Origin of the sequence: Ferrimonas sp. YFM (genome assembly GCF_030296015.1) — a bacterium.
Taxonomy (GTDB): Bacteria; Pseudomonadota; Gammaproteobacteria; order Enterobacterales; family Shewanellaceae; genus Ferrimonas.
Genome location: NZ_AP027368.1, coordinates 1196295 through 1212557 on the forward strand (window position 1 = coordinate 1196295; position 16263 = coordinate 1212557).

16 protein-coding genes are annotated in these 16263 nt (G+C 62.0%); all 16 read left to right on the forward strand.

All coding sequences use genetic code 11. From position 1 onward, the window contains the following. Positions 1-55: 55 nt before the first annotated feature. The 16 genes from fliE (at position 56) to flhA (ending at position 16248) form a co-directional block, all read left to right on the forward strand. Positions 56-370 (forward strand): flagellar hook-basal body complex protein FliE, encoded by a 315-nt coding sequence (gene fliE, locus QUE41_RS05735; RefSeq protein WP_286341931.1) that lies wholly within the window; start codon positions 56-58, stop codon positions 368-370. Positions 371-388: 18 nt separating this feature from the next. After that, positions 389-2128, forward strand: a complete 1740-nt coding sequence (fliF, locus tag QUE41_RS05740; RefSeq protein WP_286341932.1) for a flagellar basal-body MS-ring/collar protein FliF — start codon at positions 389-391, stop codon at positions 2126-2128. Beyond that, on the forward strand, positions 2121-3176 hold the full coding sequence (fliG, locus tag QUE41_RS05745; protein WP_286341933.1) for a flagellar motor switch protein FliG: 1056 nt from the start codon (positions 2121-2123) through the stop codon (positions 3174-3176). Before fliF ends, fliG begins: the two co-directional genes overlap by 8 nt. A 3-nt stretch (positions 3177-3179) precedes the next feature. Beyond that, positions 3180-4145: a flagellar assembly protein FliH gene (gene fliH / locus QUE41_RS05750; RefSeq protein ID WP_286341934.1), complete on the forward strand. Its 966-nt coding sequence runs from the start codon at positions 3180-3182 to the stop codon at positions 4143-4145. After that, positions 4132-5472 carry a flagellar protein export ATPase FliI gene (gene fliI / locus QUE41_RS05755; RefSeq protein WP_286341935.1) on the forward strand — a complete coding sequence of 447 codons (1341 nt, stop codon included), beginning with the start codon at positions 4132-4134 and terminating at the stop codon, positions 5470-5472. Before fliH ends, fliI begins: the two co-directional genes overlap by 14 nt. A gap of 10 nt (positions 5473-5482) precedes the next feature. After that, positions 5483-5926 carry a flagellar export protein FliJ gene (fliJ, locus tag QUE41_RS05760; RefSeq protein WP_286341936.1) on the forward strand — a complete coding sequence of 148 codons (444 nt, stop codon included), beginning with the start codon at positions 5483-5485 and terminating at the stop codon, positions 5924-5926. Positions 5927-6061: 135 nt separating this feature from the next. After that, positions 6062-7996 (forward strand): flagellar hook-length control protein FliK, encoded by a 1935-nt coding sequence (locus tag QUE41_RS05765; RefSeq protein ID WP_286341937.1) that lies wholly within the window; start codon positions 6062-6064, stop codon positions 7994-7996. 49 nt (positions 7997-8045) lie between these two features. After that, positions 8046-8555 carry a flagellar basal body-associated protein FliL gene (gene fliL / locus QUE41_RS05770; protein WP_286341938.1) on the forward strand — a complete coding sequence of 170 codons (510 nt, stop codon included), beginning with the start codon at positions 8046-8048 and terminating at the stop codon, positions 8553-8555. 10 nt (positions 8556-8565) lie between these two features. Further along, a complete protein-coding gene (gene fliM / locus QUE41_RS05775; protein ID WP_286341939.1) occupies positions 8566-9633 on the forward strand; it encodes a flagellar motor switch protein FliM in 1068 nt (355 codons plus the stop codon). Continuing rightward, complete coding sequence (gene fliN, locus QUE41_RS05780) at positions 9626-10033, forward strand: flagellar motor switch protein FliN (protein ID WP_286341940.1); 408 nt, start codon at positions 9626-9628, stop codon at positions 10031-10033. Before fliM ends, fliN begins: the two co-directional genes overlap by 8 nt. Before the next feature lies 1 nt (position 10034). Then, the gene (gene fliO, locus QUE41_RS05785) at positions 10035-10409 is read left to right on the forward strand and encodes a flagellar biosynthetic protein FliO (RefSeq protein ID WP_286341941.1); all 375 of its coding nucleotides are present in this window, start codon (positions 10035-10037) and stop codon (positions 10407-10409) included. A gap of 38 nt (positions 10410-10447) precedes the next feature. Next, positions 10448-11158, forward strand: a complete 711-nt coding sequence (fliP, locus tag QUE41_RS05790) for a flagellar type III secretion system pore protein FliP (protein ID WP_286342916.1) — start codon at positions 10448-10450, stop codon at positions 11156-11158. Continuing rightward, entirely contained in the window at positions 11155-11424 is a 270-nt protein-coding gene (gene fliQ, locus QUE41_RS05795; RefSeq protein ID WP_136854335.1) for a flagellar biosynthesis protein FliQ, read from the forward strand. Before fliP ends, fliQ begins: the two co-directional genes overlap by 4 nt. Next, a complete protein-coding gene (gene fliR / locus QUE41_RS05800) occupies positions 11424-12209 on the forward strand; it encodes a flagellar biosynthetic protein FliR (RefSeq protein ID WP_286341942.1) in 786 nt (261 codons plus the stop codon). The genes fliQ and fliR overlap by 1 nt, the downstream gene beginning before the upstream one ends. Further along, positions 12209-13372, forward strand: a complete 1164-nt coding sequence (flhB, locus tag QUE41_RS05805) for a flagellar biosynthesis protein FlhB (protein WP_286341943.1) — start codon at positions 12209-12211, stop codon at positions 13370-13372. The genes fliR and flhB overlap by 1 nt, the downstream gene beginning before the upstream one ends. Positions 13373-14145: 773 nt before the next feature. Continuing rightward, positions 14146-16248 (forward strand): flagellar biosynthesis protein FlhA, encoded by a 2103-nt coding sequence (gene flhA, locus QUE41_RS05810; protein WP_286341944.1) that lies wholly within the window; start codon positions 14146-14148, stop codon positions 16246-16248. Positions 16249-16263: the final 15 nt, after the last annotated feature.

Below are 16263 nucleotides of genomic sequence, written 5' to 3' on the forward strand. Positions count from 1 at the left end.
GCCCCCCCGCCGTGTAGATAGATTGATGAACAGGTGTAACCAGGAGTAGCGCACAATGGAGATCGGCTCTAATCCCCTCATCAGCGAGATGCAACAGATGTCGCTGGAGGCAGACCCTACGGCCCTCAAGCCCACGGCGGGTCCGGCGGGCGACTTTGAGTCCCTGTTGGGCGATGCCATCAGTCACGTCAATGGCCTGCAGCAGACCGCGTCTGAACTGGCCACCCGCATGGAGCTGGGCGACACCAGTGTCACCCTGTCGGAGACGATGATCGCCAAGGAAAAGGCCGGCGTCGCCTTCGAAGCCACCATCCAGGTGCGCAACAAGATTGTAGAAGCATACAAAGAGATCATGAGTATGCCCGTCTAACGGGCTTAAGGTGTAGCGGTGGCAGAGGCGAATCAGTCAACACAATTGGCCCTGGGCGGTAATGACGCCCCCCTACCCGCCATTGGCGGTGAGGGCAGCGGTGCCGTCGAGGAGAACAAGGCCAGCCCCCTAGGGGCCTTGGGGAATTCCGATACCCTGCGACAGGTCTCGCTGATCCTGGCGCTGACGGTGTTCCTGCTGATGGCGGTGTTCATCTTCCTCTGGGCTCAGGAGCCCGAGTATCGCCCCCTGGGCAAGATGGACACCGGCGAACTGGTTCAGACCCTGGACTTCCTGGATCAGCAGAAGATCGACTATCAGGTCGAGGGCAACGTGATCTCCGTGCCCGAAGAGATGTACGCCGACATCCGTCTGCAGATGACCCGCGCCGGCCTCCAGGGCAAGAGCAACACCGAAGAGGACTTCCTTAATCAGGAGAGCGGCTTCGGGGTCAGTCAGCGCCTGGAGAGTGCCCGCCTCAAGCACACCCAGGAGCAGACCCTGGCCCGCGCCATCGAAGAGCTGCGCAGCGTCAACCGCGCCCGGGTGATCCTGGCTCTGCCCAAGACCAACGTCTTTGCCCGTCAGCAGGCCCAGCCCTCCGCCACCGTGGTGGTGGGCTTGACCCGCAACACCGAACTGCGTCAGACCGAAGTGGACGCCATCGTCGACATCGTCGCTTCCGCCGTGCACAACCTCTCCCCCAGCCGGGTGACGGTGACTGACCAGCATGGCCGCTTGCTCAACTCCGGCAGCCAGGACGCCATCTCCAGTCGTGCCCGCCGGGAGCTGGAAGTAGAGTCCCAGCAAGAGCAGGCGATGCTCAAGAAGATTGATTCCATCCTGATCCCGGTATTGGGCCTGGGCAACTACACCGCCCAGGTGGACGTCACCATGGACTTCTCCGCGGTGGAGGAGACCTCGAAACGCTTTAATCCGGACCTGCCGTCGCTGCGCAGTGAGATGGTGGTCACCGACAATCAGAACGGCCAGGGTTCCATGGGGATCCCCGGTGCCCTGACCAACCAGCCGCCCATGGAATCGGCCATCCCCCAGGAAGCGGGCGCCGGTACCAATGAAACCCTGGTTCAGGGCAACCGCCGTAACCGCTCCGAAGCCACCCGCAACTATGAGCTGGACTCCACCATCAGCCATGTGCGTCAGCAGGTGGGGGTGGTCAGCCGGGTGACCGTGTCCCTGGCGGTGGATTACGCCCTGGTGCCCGGTGCCGAGGGCGAGCCCGCCCGGCCTCAGCCCCGTTCCGCCGAGGAACTGGCCAGCCTGAAGCGACTGCTGGAGGGCAGCATCGGTTTTAACAATCAGCGCGGCGACCTGGTGGAGGTGATCTCCATCCCCTTCGCCGAAGGGATCTCCCTGGAGGAGCCGGAACTGCCGATGTGGGAGCAGCCCTGGTTCTGGCGTAGCCTGAAGATGGGCGGTGGCCTGATCATCATCGTGGTGTTGCTGCTGGTGGTGGTGCGTCCGCTGATCAACCGTCTGCTCAACCCCGATGGCGACAAGACCAAGGCCCTGGAGCCTGGCGAGGAGCTGGCGGAGATCGAGGACCAGTACGCCGCCGATACCCTGGGTGTGCTGGCCCAGACCGAAGGCGACTACAGCTATGCGGAAGACGGCTCCATCTTGCTGCCGGATCTTCATAAAGACGATGACATGCTGCGGGCCATTCGCGCCCTGGTGGCCAACGAGCCAGAGCTGTCGACCCAGGTAGTTAAACATTGGTTGGAAGAAGATGCCTGATCTGCCACAGACCACAGGCGGGGCGGTGACCCCGGCCGGCGACTTTGATGTCAACAATCTGAACGGGATTGAGAAGACCGCCATTCTGCTTCTCAGCCTGTCCGAGTCCGACGCCGCCCAGGTTCTGAAGAATCTGGAGCCCAAGCATGTCCAGAAGGTGGGCATGGTGATGGCCGGCATCAACAACTTCAGCCAGGACAAGGTGACCGCGGTCCATCGCCTGTTCCTGGAACAGATTAAGAAGTTCTCCTCCATCGGTCTCAACAGCCAGGAGTTTGTGCGTAAGGCACTGACTCAGGCCCTGGGTGAGGACAAGGCAGGCAACCTGATCGACCAGATCGTCATGGGCCACGGCGCCACCGGTCTGGACTCCCTGAAGTGGATGGACGCCCGTCAGGTGGCCAACATCATTCAGAACGAGCACCCGCAGATTCAGACCATTGTGCTCTCCTACCTGGAGCCGGATCAGGCGGCTCAGATCATGAGCCAGTTCACCGAGCGGGTGCGCCTGGATCTGATGCTGCGTATTGCCAACCTGGAGGAGGTGCAGCCCGCGGCCCTGCAGGAGCTGAACGACATCATGGAGAAGCAGTTCGCCGGCCAGGCCGGAGCCCAGGCAGCCAAGATGGGCGGCCTGAAGGCGGCGGCCAACATCATGAACTACCTGGATACCGGCATAGAGGGTCAGCTGATGGAGTCGATCCGCGACTCCGACGAAGAGCTGGGCCAGCAGATTCAGGATCTGATGTTCGTGTTCGAGAACCTGGCGGACATGGACGACCGGGCGATGCAGGTGATTCTGCGCGACCTGCAGCAGGAGGTGCTGATTCGTGCCCTCAAGGGCGCCGACGACCAGCTCAAGGAGAAGATCCTGGGCAACATGTCCAAGCGTCAGGCGGACCTGGTACGGGACGACCTCGAGGCGATGGGGCCGGTGCGCATCTCCGAAGTGGAAGCGGCTCAGAAAGAGGTGCTGGCGGTGGCCAGACGCCTGGCCGATGCCGGCGAGATCATGCTGGGCGGCGCCGGTGGCGAAGAGTTCCTCTAATCCATGAGTCAGGAAACCCGGGTCAAATTCAACCGTCGGCTAGCTGGCCAGTTAGAGGCCAGCGAGGCGGAGCAGTGGGAGCTTCCTGATGTGGGGGAGGAGATCACCGAACCCTCTCCTCTGGCACTGAACATCTCCAGCGGCGAGCCTGAACCCCAGGCCGACGAAGAGGAGGCTCCGGCGCCTCCGACCCTGGCGGAGATCGAATCCCTCCGTGAAGACGCCCGTCAGGAAGGTTATGACGAAGGCCTCAACCAGGGGACCCAGAAGGGTCTGGAAGAGGGTCGTCTCAAGGGCCTGGAAGAGGGCCACACCCAAGGTTATGAACAGGGCCTGGAGCAGGGTCTGGAGGAGGGCAGGGCCCGCATCCAGGCTCAGATGGCCCAGCTCGATGCCCTGCTGAACCAACTGGTGGCGCCCCTGCAGGCGGTGGACAACCAGGTGGAACAGGAGCTGGTGGAACTGACCCAGCATCTGGCCCGGGCGGTGATCGGCTGTGAGGTGAAAACTCAGTCGGAACCGCTGCTGCTGGCCCTGCGTCAGGCGATGGATGCCCTGCCCAGCCGGGATCAGAAGGTCACCATCCAGCTGTGCGCCGAGGATCTTCAGTTGGTGCGCGACAGCTACGGCGATGAGGAGCTGACGCGCCGCCACTGGCAGCTTGAGCTGGAGCCTAGCCTCAGCCGGGGCAGCCTCAAGGTGCTGACCCAACGCTCCGAGGTGGCCATGCCCCTGGCGGAGCGCATCGAGACCATCTTCAATCAGTTTATCAATCAGCCTCGTCCCGCGGTGGATGAGCCTGCCTATCCCCAGTTCCAGAGTGTGCCGCCTCAGCCCGAGGTGAACGATGCGCCGGACCAAGCCGGCCCGTCTTCAGAACCGGCGGACACCACCACTCAGGCTGCCGACGCCGAGGTTGACGCCGACGGCGCCACTGCCCAGGAGAGCCCGGGTCATGGAGCAGCGTAGTCAACGACTCACCCAGCGGCTGAAGGCCTGGCACTACAATGTAGCCAGCAACAAGCCGGTGGCCTCAGGCCAGCTGCTGCGGGTGGTGGGCCTGACCCTGGAGGCCGTAGGCTGCCGCGCCCCTGTGGGCTCCCTCTGCTCCATCGATACCCTCTCCGGTGAGATCCTCGCCGAAGTGGTGGGTTTCGACGACCAACTGCTCTACCTGATGCCCATCGAAGAGATGAAGGGGGTGCTGCCCGGTGCCAAGGTCACCCCCATCGGTGGCCGTCGCGGTCTGGCCGTTGGCGATGCCCTGCTGGGCCGGGTCATCGACGGCAATGGTGAGCCCATCGATGGTCTGGGTCCCTTAAAGACCCGCCACCGCGCCGCCCACAGTGCTCCTCTGCTCAACCCCATGGCCCGCCGGGCCATCAGTCAGCCCATCGACACCGGGGTGCGCACCATCAATGCCCTGCTGACCGTGGGCCAGGGGCAGCGCATGGGGCTGTTTGCCGGTTCCGGTGTGGGCAAGTCGGTGCTGCTGGGGATGATGACCCGAGGCACCAACGCCGACGTCATTGTGGTGGGCCTGGTGGGTGAACGTGGCCGCGAGGTGAAGGAGTTCATCGAGGAGATCCTCGGCCCCGAAGGCCGGGCCCGCTCCGTGGTGGTGGCCGCCCCGGCGGACAACAGCCCGATGATGCGCCTGCGCGCCTGTGAAACCGCCACCCGCATCGCCGAGTACTTCCGTGACTGTGGCAAGAACACCCTGCTGCTGATGGACTCTTTGACCCGTTACGCCCAGGCGCAGCGGGAGATCGCCCTGGCCATCGGTGAACCACCGGCCACCAAGGGCTACCCGCCCTCGGTGTTCGCCAAACTGCCCAAGCTGGTGGAGCGCGCCGGCAACGGCGGCCCGGGACAGGGCAGCATCACCGCGTTCTATACCGTACTGACCGAGGGTGACGACCAGCAGGATCCCATTGCCGATGCCTCCCGGGCCATTCTCGACGGCCACATCGTTCTCTCCCGACAATTGGCGGAGAGCGGCCACTACCCGGCCATCGACATCGAGGCGTCCATCAGCCGGGTGATGCCCATGGTCACCGAACAGCTGCACCAGACCGCCGCCCAGATGATCAAACAGCTGTGGTCCGCCTACCGTCAGAACCAGGACCTGATCGCCATCGGCGCCTACTCCCAGGGCTCCGACCCCAAGGTGGACAAGGCGATCGCCATGCAGCCGGCCTTCAACGCCTTCCTGCGCCAGGAGATGCGCCGCCCGGCCAACTACACCGAGAGCCTGGAACAGCTGGCCCGGCTTGCGGCCAACTGCAAGTACTAGGGGCTGAACCATGGCGGATCCCAAGCAGCTGGCAAAGGTACTGGAACTGGCGGACAGGGAGCTGGAAGCGGCCCAGTTGCAGCTGCGCAGTGCCCAGTCCCAGGCCAACGCCCTGCGGGAGCAACTTAAGAGCCTGGAAGCCTTTCGCATGGACTATGTGCGTCAGGCGGCGGAGAAGACCGGCGACAAACTGGCGGCCAACCATTACCAGCAGTACTACCACTTTGTTGCCCGCCTCGATGGCGCCATCGATCAGCAGCATCAGCAGATCCAGGCCGCGGATCAGGCGGTGGGCCAGTTCCAGCAGCAGTGGCAGAAGATACAGCAGAAGCAGAAGGCCCTGGCGCTGCTCATCGACAAGGAGCACGCCCGGCGTCGCGCCCGGGCGGACAAACAGGAGCAGGTGGAGCTGGACGAGTTTGCCCTACAGCAGTATCTCCGGCGTCAGTCGTAGGGCCTTCAGAGTTCAATTCAGTCTTTTGGCGGCAGTTGGGAGTTGTGGCACGAAGTTTGCTCTTAACTTGGCATTAACGTAGAGCCGTCACCGGCCTCTGCCGGTTCCATTGTCAGCCAGGAGTTGTAACGACCCATGGAAGCTCGACTGCAGGTCACACAGACCCCCTCGGTGCTCAGCACCGCCCCCACCTCAAAGGGTTCGTCCGACGACGGCTTCGAGGCGGCGCTGGCCAATGCGACAGAAGCCGGTCAAAGCCCGCTGTCGCAGCCCCAGGCGACAGACGAGCAACCCGATGAAATATCAGGTGCTTCGCAGGAAGTTTCCGAAGCGGAAAACGCAGAGGCGCCTGCCGGGTCCTCTGAGGCAAAGGGCGCGGCTGATGCCCAGGTGACGCCTCAGGGTGAAGAGCAACAGCAGACTCAGGCTGAAGGGAAGGGGCCTCTCCTTACTCAGGTGGTGCCGACCGAAGACGCAGGTGACGAGCAGGCCGCAGCATCTGAGCCGCGGGATCCCTTTGCCGCCATCGAGCCCAAGGTGGCAACCCAGGCTGACCCGGAGCGGCAACAATCTGCCCCCGGCAACACCCAGGGGAGTGGGGTGCCAGCGCCTGAGGAGGTTGAGCCGGGCACACTGACCGCCGCCACCGAAACCGAACAGGTGGCCGCCAAGGCCGCTCAAGCTGGTGGTGAGGGGAAACAGCCTCCCATGGACAGGGTGGACCCCATTAAGGGGCACCCAACCGCCGACAGCGAACATCCGAAGGCGGAAGCCCCAGGTCAGGGCGTTGCCGCCCAGGCCAAACCCAGAAGAGGCGCGTCTGAACAGGGTTTGGAAAGCCGTTCCGGCATCGCCGCGGTCGCTTCCGTCAAATCGGACGCTGCCCCCTCGGTAGAACCGGAAGGAGAGGGGCTTCAGGATAAGGTTGCCGAACACAAAGCCGTGGGGCAGTTGCCTGCAGAGAAACCGGTGGACACCAAGGCCGAGGGTCAACCTGACCAGGCTAAGACCGAGGCTTCGCCCTTCGCTGTGCTCAAGCAAAGTGACGGCGAACTGGTCGAGGGCGAAGAGCTGGCCGCGGCCAGCGACAGCCCAAGGGCGGTGACCAAAAAGGCGCTGGCCGAGGCCCTGGGGGCTCAGCCAGGCGGCAAACCGGAAACGCCTCAAGCGGCGGATGGCAAGGACTCCCCCAAGACCGGGGCTAAAGAGGGGCCCAGGGCGCTCTCAGGCAGTGAGCTGCTGGCCCAGCTGCAAGGCAGCCGCGAGGTTCAGAGCAAGCTCGAGGGAGAGCCCCAGCCTCAGAAGCTGGACGCGGCCACCCGCCAGGCCCAGGGTGATACCGGCGCCATGAGTCAGGCCCCTGTCAGTCAGAAGCTGGCCGGGGAGAAACTGGACCCAGAGCTGGCCAAAGAGGTCAATGCCCTGCAGGGGGCTCAGGCCAAAGCCGAATCTGGGCTGCGCACCGCCCAGGGCACCGCAGAGATGACGCTGCAGCCTCAATTGCCGGAGGCCGTGCCTGTGGCGGCCACCACAGAGCAGGGTGAGGGGCTGGAGCTGGACACCGCCCATCGACTCCAGCATGGCAGAACCCCAGAGGCGGCCAGACCCGCCCAGGCTGAGGCTCAGCAGGCCGCCCTGCGACAGCCGGTCGCCGCAGAGCGGATGGCGCCAGAGCTGCGTGAGCGGATGATGATGATGATCAACAGCCGCACCAACCAGGCGGAGATTCGCCTGGATCCGCCGGAGCTGGGTGCCCTGCAGATCAAGATTCAGATGAACGGCGACCAGGCTCAGGTGCAACTGCATACCCAGCAGGCCCAGACCCGGGAGATGGTGGAGCAGGCATTGCCCCGTCTCAGGGAGATGCTGGCTCAGCAAGGCATCACCCTGGCCGACACCCAGGTCAGCCATGGCGGCAGCGGCCAGGCCGGTGCCCAGGAGGGCGACGGCAGCGGTGACGGTTCAGGCTCCGGCGCAGACGGCATGGTGGAAGCCAGTGATGAGGCCCTGGTCACTGTCCAGCAAATGACCGGCCGCAACGCCGATGGCGGTATCGATTATTACGCATAATTCGGGGTATGTTACCCTGAACAGGTTTTAGAGAAGACGGACTGACAACATGGCAGAAGAAGAGTCCCTGCAACTGGAAGTGAACGAGCCGAAAAAGCGCCCCAAGTGGATGATGATCGCCATCATCGCCGGTGCCGGCGTCCTGTTGGCCGCCCTGGTGGCGGGTGTGGTGATGTTTCTCAGTGATGACGGTGAAGAGGGTGCCGAGCAGGTGGAGATCAGTACACCGCTGACCCCGGGGGATGCCCTTTACGTGGGGATGCCACGGCCGTTCCTGTTCAATCTGCCCGGCGAGAAGCGCAGCTACCTGGTGCAGATTAAGGTGCAGATCCAGGTTCGCGGCTATTCGGACCAGGAGATTGCCAAGAAGCATATCCCCCTGATCGAGGACTCTCTGCTCTCCACCTTCAGCGAGGCCGATGCCAAGCAACTCTCCTCCCGCGAAGGGAAAGAGGAGCTTCGCACCCAGGCGCTGATCAATGTGCAGACCACCCTTCAGGGAATCACCGGCAGGCCCGTGGTGGAACGTGTCCTGTTTACCGGCTTTGTGATGCAATAAGAGAGTCTGAATGAGCGACCTGCTTAGCCAAGACGAAATCGATGCCCTGTTGCACGGGGTCGATGAGGTCGAAGAGGATGTTGAGGAGTCTGGCGGTCCCGATGCCAAGACCTATGACTTCTCCTCTCAGGACCGCATCGTGCGTGGGCGTATGCCCACCCTGGAACTGGTGAATGAGCGCTTTGCCCGTCACCTGAGGATCAGCCTGTTCAACCTGATGCGCCGCTCTGCGGAGATCTCCATCAACGGCGTGCAGATGATCAAGTTCGGCGAGTACGTGCATACCCTGTTCGTACCCACCAGTTTGAACATGGTGCGCTTCCGCCCCCTCAAGGGGACGGGCCTTATCACCATGGAGGCCCGCCTGGTGTTTATCCTGGTGGACAACTTCTTCGGCGGTGACGGCCGTTTCCAGGCCAAGATTGAGGGGCGTGAATTTACCCCCACCGAACGGCGCATCATCCAGCTGTTGCTGAAAACCGTTTTCGAAGATTACAAAGAGGCCTGGTCTCCGGTGATGGACGTGGAGTTCGAGTACCTGGATTCCGAAGTGAACCCGGCGATGGCCAACATCGTCAGCCCCACCGAGGTGGTGGTGGTCTCCTCCTTCCATATCGAACTCGATGGCGGTGGCGGGGACTTCCACATCACCCTGCCATACTCCATGATCGAGCCCATTCGCGAACTGCTGGATGCCGGTGTGCAGTCCGACAAGCAGGATACGGATCAGCGCTGGGGTAAGGCGCTGCAGGAGGAGATCCTGGATGTGCCTGTGGAGTTCTCCGGTACCCTGCTGGAAACCGAGATGTCCCTGAGTGACATCATGGAGCTGCAGGTGGGTGACATCATCCCGGTGGAGATGCCGGAGGAGATGATGGTACGGGTGGAAGATCTGCCCACCTTCCGCGGACGCCTGGGACGGGCGGGAGATCACAAGGCAATTCAGATCACCGAGCGCATTCCCCGTCCGGAAAGCTTTAAGTCCGAACTGCAGCTGATGCAGGGGCGCGGCGGTGGCAGCGACGAGATGGCCCATACAATGTTGGAAAAACTGAAAGAGAGCTCAAGCGATGAGTAACGACGACGATCTGTTTAGCCAGGACGACCTGGCCGATGAGTGGGCCTCGGCCCTGGCAGAGCAGGATGATGCGGTCCAGCAGGTTGAGCTCGAGGACTTCAATGAGCCAAAGCCAAGCAGCGGCATCAGCGACGACGAGCGCAAGAAGCTGGACTCCATCCTGGATATTCCGGTGACCATCTCCATGGAGGTGGGTCGCAGCAGCATCAGCATCCGCAACCTGCTGCAGCTGAACCAGGGCTCGGTGGTGGAGCTGGACCGGGTGGCCGGTGAGCCCCTGGATGTGATGGTCAACGGAACCCTGATCGCCCACGGCGAAGTGGTGGTGGTGAACGAAAAATTCGGTATCCGTCTGACCGACGTGATCAGCCAGACTGAGCGAATCAAGAAACTCAAATAAGATGCGATTGTTACTATTGCCCCTGTTGCTGCTCAGCCTGCCCGCCGCGGCGGAGCCGGTCTCCTCCGGCGAGCAGCTGGCCACCACCATCGCCACCCTGGTGGGCGTGGTGGCCCTGATTCTGGTTCTGGCCCTGGTTGCCCGCAAAATGAACTTGCCCACCAAACTGGTGGGCAAGATTCGTCTTATCGCCAGCCTTCCCCTTGGCACCAAGGAGCGGGTGGCGGTGATTCAGGTGGGGGAGCAGCAGTACCTGATTGGTGTCAGCGCCGGCGGCATCCAGCTGCTGGACAAGCTGGAGACCCCCATCGAAGCCCCCCAGGGCGCAGACTTTGCCAAGGTGCTCTCCCGGGTGAACAAGGAGTCCAAGTCGTGAAGCGCCTGCTGACCTGGGCGGCCCTGCTGCTGCCGCTGATGATGCCGGCCCTGGCTCTGGCCAACACCGGCATCCCCGCCGTCACCGTGACCACCAATCCGGACGGCACCCAGGATTACAGCGTGTCGCTGCAGATCCTCGGCCTGATGACGGTGCTCACCTTCCTGCCGGCCATGGTGGTGCTGATGTCCAGCTTCACCCGAATCATCGTGGTGCTGGCGATTCTGCGCCAGGCCCTGGGCCTGCAGCAGACCCCGTCCAATCAAGTGTTGCTGGGGATGGCGCTGTTCCTGTCGCTGTTCGTGATGACCCCGGTGATGGACCGGGTCTATGAGGACGCGGTGGTGCCCTACATGGAGGAGCAGGTGACTGCGGTGGTGGCCCTGGAACGGGCCAGCGTGCCGGTGAAAGCCTTTATGCTGTCCCAGACCCGGATGTCGGATCTCAACACCTTCATCGAGATCAGCGGCGTCACCGGGCTGAACGGCCCGGAGGATACCCCCCTGCGGGTGCTGATCCCCGCCTTCGTCACCTCCGAACTCAAGACCGCTTTCCAGATAGGCTTCATGCTGTTCTTGCCCTTTCTGGTGATTGACCTGGTGGTGGCCTCGGTGCTGATGGCCATGGGTATGATGATGTTGTCGCCGATGATCGTCTCGCTGCCCTTTAAGATCATGCTGTTTGTTCTGGTGGACGGCTGGAGCCTGGTGATGGGCACCCTGGCCACAAGCTTCGGGGTGGGGACATGACCCCGGAAGCCTTCGTCGATCTGTTCCGCCACGCTCTCTATGTGATCCTGATGATGGTCTCCGCCATCATCGTGCCCGGATTGCTCATCGGCCTGGTGGTGGCGGTGTTCCAGGCGGCCACCTCCATCAACGAGCAGACCCTCTCCTTCCTGCCGCGCCTGCTGGTCACCCTGCTGACCCTGGCCTTCCTGGGCCACTGGCTGGTGCGCACCCTGATGGAGTTCACCTTCGAACTGGTGGACAGGATACCCTCGGTGATCGGCTGATGGAGCTGCCACTGGAGGTGATCTTCGATTGGCTCAGGGCCCTGTTGTGGCCGCTGATCCGCATCAGCTCCATGCTGATGGTGATGGTCACCATCGGCGGCTCCTCCACACCGGCCCGGGTGCGAATGGCCCTCTCCGTGGCCATTACCGCCGCGGTGGCGCCGGTATTGCCAGCGCCGCCCCCCATCGAACTGCTCTCCGCCCAGGCGGTGCTGGTGACCGCCCAGGAGATCCTCATCGGCGTCGCCGCCGGCTTTGTCTCCCTGCTGGTACTCAACACCTTCATCCTGGCCGGGCAGATCATCGGCATGCAGACCTCATTGGGTTTCGCCTCCATGGTGGATCCCAGCAACGGCCAGCAGGTGCCCCTGGTGGGGCAGCTGTTTTTGCTGCTCTCCACCCTGATCTTCTTCCTGGTGGACGGCCATCTGCTGATGATTCGGATGATGGTGGCCAGTTTCACCACATTGCCGGTGGGGCAGGGGCTGCTGCCGGACAATTTCATGGAGCTGGCCAAGTGGGGCAGCCTGATGTTTGCCGGGGCCCTGACTCTGGCCCTGTCGGCGGCCACCGCCCTTTTGATGATCAACTTCTCCTTCGGGGTGATGACCCGGGCCGCGCCCCAGCTGAACATTTTTGCCATCGGCTTCCCCATCACCATGCTGTCCGGCCTGTTGATTCTGTGGCTCTCCCTCTCCGGTTTCATGCCACACTTCGAGGCGGCCTGGGACAATGGCCAGCAGACCCTCTGTTCCCTGCTCAGATTGCAATGTGAGGTGCGCTGATGGCGGAAAACAGCAGCGACCAGGAAAAAACAGAAGAACCCACGGCGAAACGATTACAACAGGCCAAGGAGAAGGGCCAGGTTCCCCGATCCAAGGAGCTGGGCACCACCTTCGTGCTGGTGGGGGCGGCAGTAGCCATGATGATCTTCGGCCAGGCCATGGCCAACAGCCTGATGTCGGTGGCCACCTCTCTGTTTACCCTCAGCCGCAAGCAGGTGTTCGACGTAGGTGAGCTCTCCATGGTTTTCGGCCGCATCCTCACCGAGGTGGGCCTGCCGGTGCTCGGCTTCGTCCTCTTCCTCACCGTGGCCGCCTTCGTGGGCAACATCCTGCTGGGGGGCATGACCTTCAGCTGGAAGGCCGCGGCGCCGAAGATGAGCAAGTTCAATCCCCTCAGTGGCTTCAAGCGAATGTTTGGCATTCAGGCGGTGGTGGAGCTGGTCAAAGCCATCGCCAAGTTCTCCGTGGTGGCCCTGGTGGCCTGGATGCTGCTGAGCCTCTATTTTGACGACATCATGTCCATCTCCACCGGCACCCCCTTTGCCGCCATCGCCGGGTCGGTTTCCCTGCTCAATAAGCTGTTCACCTTCCTGTGTTGCTCCCTGCTGATCATCGTCATCATCGACGCCCCCTATCAGCTGTGGAACCACAACAAGCAGCTGAAGATGACCAAGCAGGAGATCAAGGATGAACATAAGGACAGCGAGGGTCGCCCCGAGGTCAAGGGCCGCATCCGACAGCTGCAGCGGGAGATGTCCCAGCGGCGGATGATGAGCGAAGTGCCCGAGGCGGACGTGGTGGTGGTCAACCCGACTCACTACTCTGTGGCGCTCAAATATGACAAGGAGCAGGCCAGGGCTCCCCTGGTGGTGGCCAAGGGCACCGATGAGGTGGCCCTGAAGATCCGGGAGATTGCCCGGGAGTACGAAGTGCCGGTGATCAGCTCCCCTCAGCTGGCCCGGGCCATCTACTACTCCACCAAACTGAAGAAACAGATTCCGGACGGCCTGTTTACCGCCGTGGCCCAGGTGCTGGCCTACGTGTTCCAGCTCAAGCAGTTCCAAAAAGGCAGTGGTCGCCGGCCCATTCCCCTGCCTGATCGCATGCCGATCCCCGACGAGCTGCAGGTGGATAATGACGGCAATCCCCTGGAGCGGGAGTAGGGCAGCTATCTGCGCCTAGACTGCTTCGACTGAACCCCTTCCTGGCCAAAGACACTGGCTCCCGGCCTGCGCCGGGAAGACGATTGTGCGTGTGGGTTGGGGAGCGCGTTGTCGCTGGTGAATGTGCGTGCTGAGAGACTGTTGAATCAAAGGAATTGTTTAGCTGAATTAGCAGATTCGCACAGAGCTGGCTTAACCCTGCGACGCTCCCTTTAGCACAGTCACTCCGGCGAACGCCGGAGCCCAGCGTCTTTTCTTTTTTGATCTTCGGGTTGAGGACGGACACTGGATCCCGGCCTGCGCCGGGAAGACGATGGTGCGAGTGAGCGTGTTGAGCACTTCGTAGTCGTTTGCGCAGTGGGCTGCAGGCTTGAATAGGAGCCGTTCAGACCAAGGCGGCCCATCTCAGCACAGTCACTGGGGCAAACGCGGTCGCCGAGCCTTTTTACCCACTGACGATGCCTTTACCCAACGGGGTGTTTTTACATCTGCGTCCATGGCGAAGTAACCACTCACCAACTCGTCATTTACAATGCCGGGTTTTTACAGGCCTTCTCAGGAAAACTTGATAAAGCGGCCATTTTTCGACGCAGACACCATAAAGCCAAGGGATAAGCCAAACTGAAAAGCCAAATCACCATCAGTGGGAGTTATTGAATTGTAGATTTTTTCTACGGTAAATCCACCACTGTAGCGGTTCTGAGGCGGGTTACTGGTATACTCCTTGCTTATTGGGTAGCATGCCCTCCACGGCGTCAATTTTAAGACGGAAGATGAATTTACAGGCCAGCGCAAACACCCTATTCCAGAAATATGGCATCTACCTGAAAGGGATAGGCACTCCGGTCATGGTTCTGGCGACCCTGGCCATGGTGACCCTGCCCATGCCGGCCCTGCTGCTGGACATGCTGTTCTCCTTCAACATCGCCCTGGCGCTGGTGGTCCTGCTGGTCTCCATCTACACCCTGCGTCCCCTGGATTTTGCCGCCTTTCCCACGGTTCTGCTGATCGCCACCTTGCTGCGATTGGCGCTGAACGTAGCTTCCACCCGGCTGGTGCTGCTGGAGGGCCACAATGGCGGCGATGCCGCCGGTAAGGTGATTGAGGCGTTCGGCTCCGTGGTGATCGGTGGTAACTACGCCGTGGGCCTGGTGGTGTTTACCATCCTGGTGATCATCAACTTCGTGGTGGTGACCAAGGGTGCCGGTCGTATCTCCGAAGTGACCGCTCGCTTTACCCTGGACGCCATGCCCGGCAAGCAGATGGCCATCGACGCCGACCTCAACGCCGGCCTGATCAACCAGGAACAGGCCAAGCATCGCCGGGAAGAGGTGGCCAAAGAGGCGGACTTCTACGGGGCGATGGACGGTGCCTCCAAATTCGTTAAAGGGGATGCCATCGCCGGCATCCTGATTCTGTTTATCAACATTCTCGGCGGCTTTGTCATCGGCATGGCCCAGCACCAGCTCACCTTCGGTGAAGCGGTGGAGATCTACACCATGCTCACCATTGGTGATGGCCTGGTGGCGCAGATCCCCGGCCTGCTGCTCTCCATCGCCGCCGCCATCATCATCACCCGTCAGAACGAAGCCCAGAAGATGGGCGAGACCCTGATCACCCAGATGTTCGACGACCCCAAGGTGATGATGGTGACCTCAGGGGTGCTGGTGGTGATGGGCCTGGTGCCCGGCATGCCCAAGCTGGCCTTCCTCGGCTTCGGCCTCACCGGCGCCGGCCTGACCTATTGGAGTTACAAGCGTCGCCAGAAGCAGGCGGCCGATGCGGCCAAGGAGGCGGAGGAGACCGCCGTGGCCCAGCGAGTGGAATCCGACAGCAAAGAGCTCTCCTGGGAGGACGTCAATCAGGTGGATACCATCGGCCTGGAGGTGGGCTATCGGTTGATTCCCCTGGTGGATAAGGCGCAGAAGGGCGAGCTGCTGGCGCGCATCAAAGGGGTGCGCAAGAAGCTGTCTCAGGAGCTGGGCTTCCTGGTGCCGGCGGTTCACATCAGAGATAACCTGGATCTGGCGCCCAACGCCTACCGCATCAGCCTGATGGGCGTGGTGGTGGGGGAAGCGGAGATCCGTCACGATTGCGAACTGGCCATCAACCCGGGTCAGGTGTTCGGTCAGTTGGAGGGACAGACCACCACAGACCCCGCCTTCGGCCTGGAAGCGGTGTGGATCGGCGCCGACCGTCGTGATCACGCCCAGACCCTGGGGTATACCGTAGTGGACGCCGCCACCGTGGTCGCCACTCACCTCAGTCAGCTGCTCACCAACAACGCCTCCCAGCTGCTCGGCTACGAAGAGGTTCAGCAGCTGCTGGATATCCTTGCCAAGGATTCGCCCAAGCTGGTTGAGGGCCTGGTGCCCGAGACCCTGTCCCTTGGGGTCATCGTCAAGGTGCTGCAGAACATGCTCAACGAAGGGGTGCCGGTGCGGGATGTCCGTACCCTGGTTCAGACCCTGGTGGAGTATGGGCCGAAGAGCAAAGACCCGGATGTGTTGACCGCGGCAGTGCGCATTGCCCTGAAGCGGCTGATTGTTCAGGAGATCAACGGCGCAGAGCCTGAGATACCCGTCATTACTTTGTCTCCTGAGCTGGAACAGATATTGCATCAATCATTACAATCCAGTAACGGCGAGAATACCGGATTGGAGCCTGGCCTGGCGGAGCGACTGCAACGCTCGCTGTCGGAGATGGCTCAGAAGCAGGAGATGGTGGGTGAACCGGCCGTCCTGCTCACCTCAGGGGTGCTGCGCACCACCCTGAGCCGGTTCGTCAAACACACTATCCCATCCCTGAGGGTGCTGTCCTATCAGGAGATACCGGATGATAAGCAGATTAGAATCGTCCATTCCGTGGGCCAGTAAGCGGTAGGAGTGGGG

What these genes read in the sequence shown, in the direction of transcription:
- fliE (WP_286341931.1), top strand. Translation starts at nt 56, where the DNA reads ATGGAGATCGGCTCTAATCCCCTCATCAGCGAGATGCAACAGATGTCG.
- fliQ (WP_136854335.1), top strand. Translation starts at nt 11,155, where the DNA reads ATGACCCCGGAAGCCTTCGTCGATCTGTTCCGCCACGCTCTCTATGTG.
- fliI (WP_286341935.1), top strand. Translation starts at nt 4,132, where the DNA reads ATGGAGCAGCGTAGTCAACGACTCACCCAGCGGCTGAAGGCCTGGCAC.
- fliH (WP_286341934.1), top strand. Translation starts at nt 3,180, where the DNA reads ATGAGTCAGGAAACCCGGGTCAAATTCAACCGTCGGCTAGCTGGCCAG.
- fliN (WP_286341940.1), top strand. Translation starts at nt 9,626, where the DNA reads ATGAGTAACGACGACGATCTGTTTAGCCAGGACGACCTGGCCGATGAG.
- QUE41_RS05765 (WP_286341937.1), top strand. Translation starts at nt 6,062, where the DNA reads ATGGAAGCTCGACTGCAGGTCACACAGACCCCCTCGGTGCTCAGCACC.
- fliP (WP_286342916.1), top strand. Translation starts at nt 10,448, where the DNA reads ATGATGCCGGCCCTGGCTCTGGCCAACACCGGCATCCCCGCCGTCACC.
- fliG (WP_286341933.1), top strand. Translation starts at nt 2,121, where the DNA reads ATGCCTGATCTGCCACAGACCACAGGCGGGGCGGTGACCCCGGCCGGC.
- flhB (WP_286341943.1), top strand. Translation starts at nt 12,209, where the DNA reads ATGGCGGAAAACAGCAGCGACCAGGAAAAAACAGAAGAACCCACGGCG.
- fliR (WP_286341942.1), top strand. Translation starts at nt 11,424, where the DNA reads ATGGAGCTGCCACTGGAGGTGATCTTCGATTGGCTCAGGGCCCTGTTG.
- fliJ (WP_286341936.1), top strand. Translation starts at nt 5,483, where the DNA reads ATGGCGGATCCCAAGCAGCTGGCAAAGGTACTGGAACTGGCGGACAGG.
- flhA (WP_286341944.1), top strand. Translation starts at nt 14,146, where the DNA reads ATGAATTTACAGGCCAGCGCAAACACCCTATTCCAGAAATATGGCATC.
- fliL (WP_286341938.1), top strand. Translation starts at nt 8,046, where the DNA reads ATGGCAGAAGAAGAGTCCCTGCAACTGGAAGTGAACGAGCCGAAAAAG.
- fliO (WP_286341941.1), top strand. Translation starts at nt 10,035, where the DNA reads ATGCGATTGTTACTATTGCCCCTGTTGCTGCTCAGCCTGCCCGCCGCG.
- fliM (WP_286341939.1), top strand. Translation starts at nt 8,566, where the DNA reads ATGAGCGACCTGCTTAGCCAAGACGAAATCGATGCCCTGTTGCACGGG.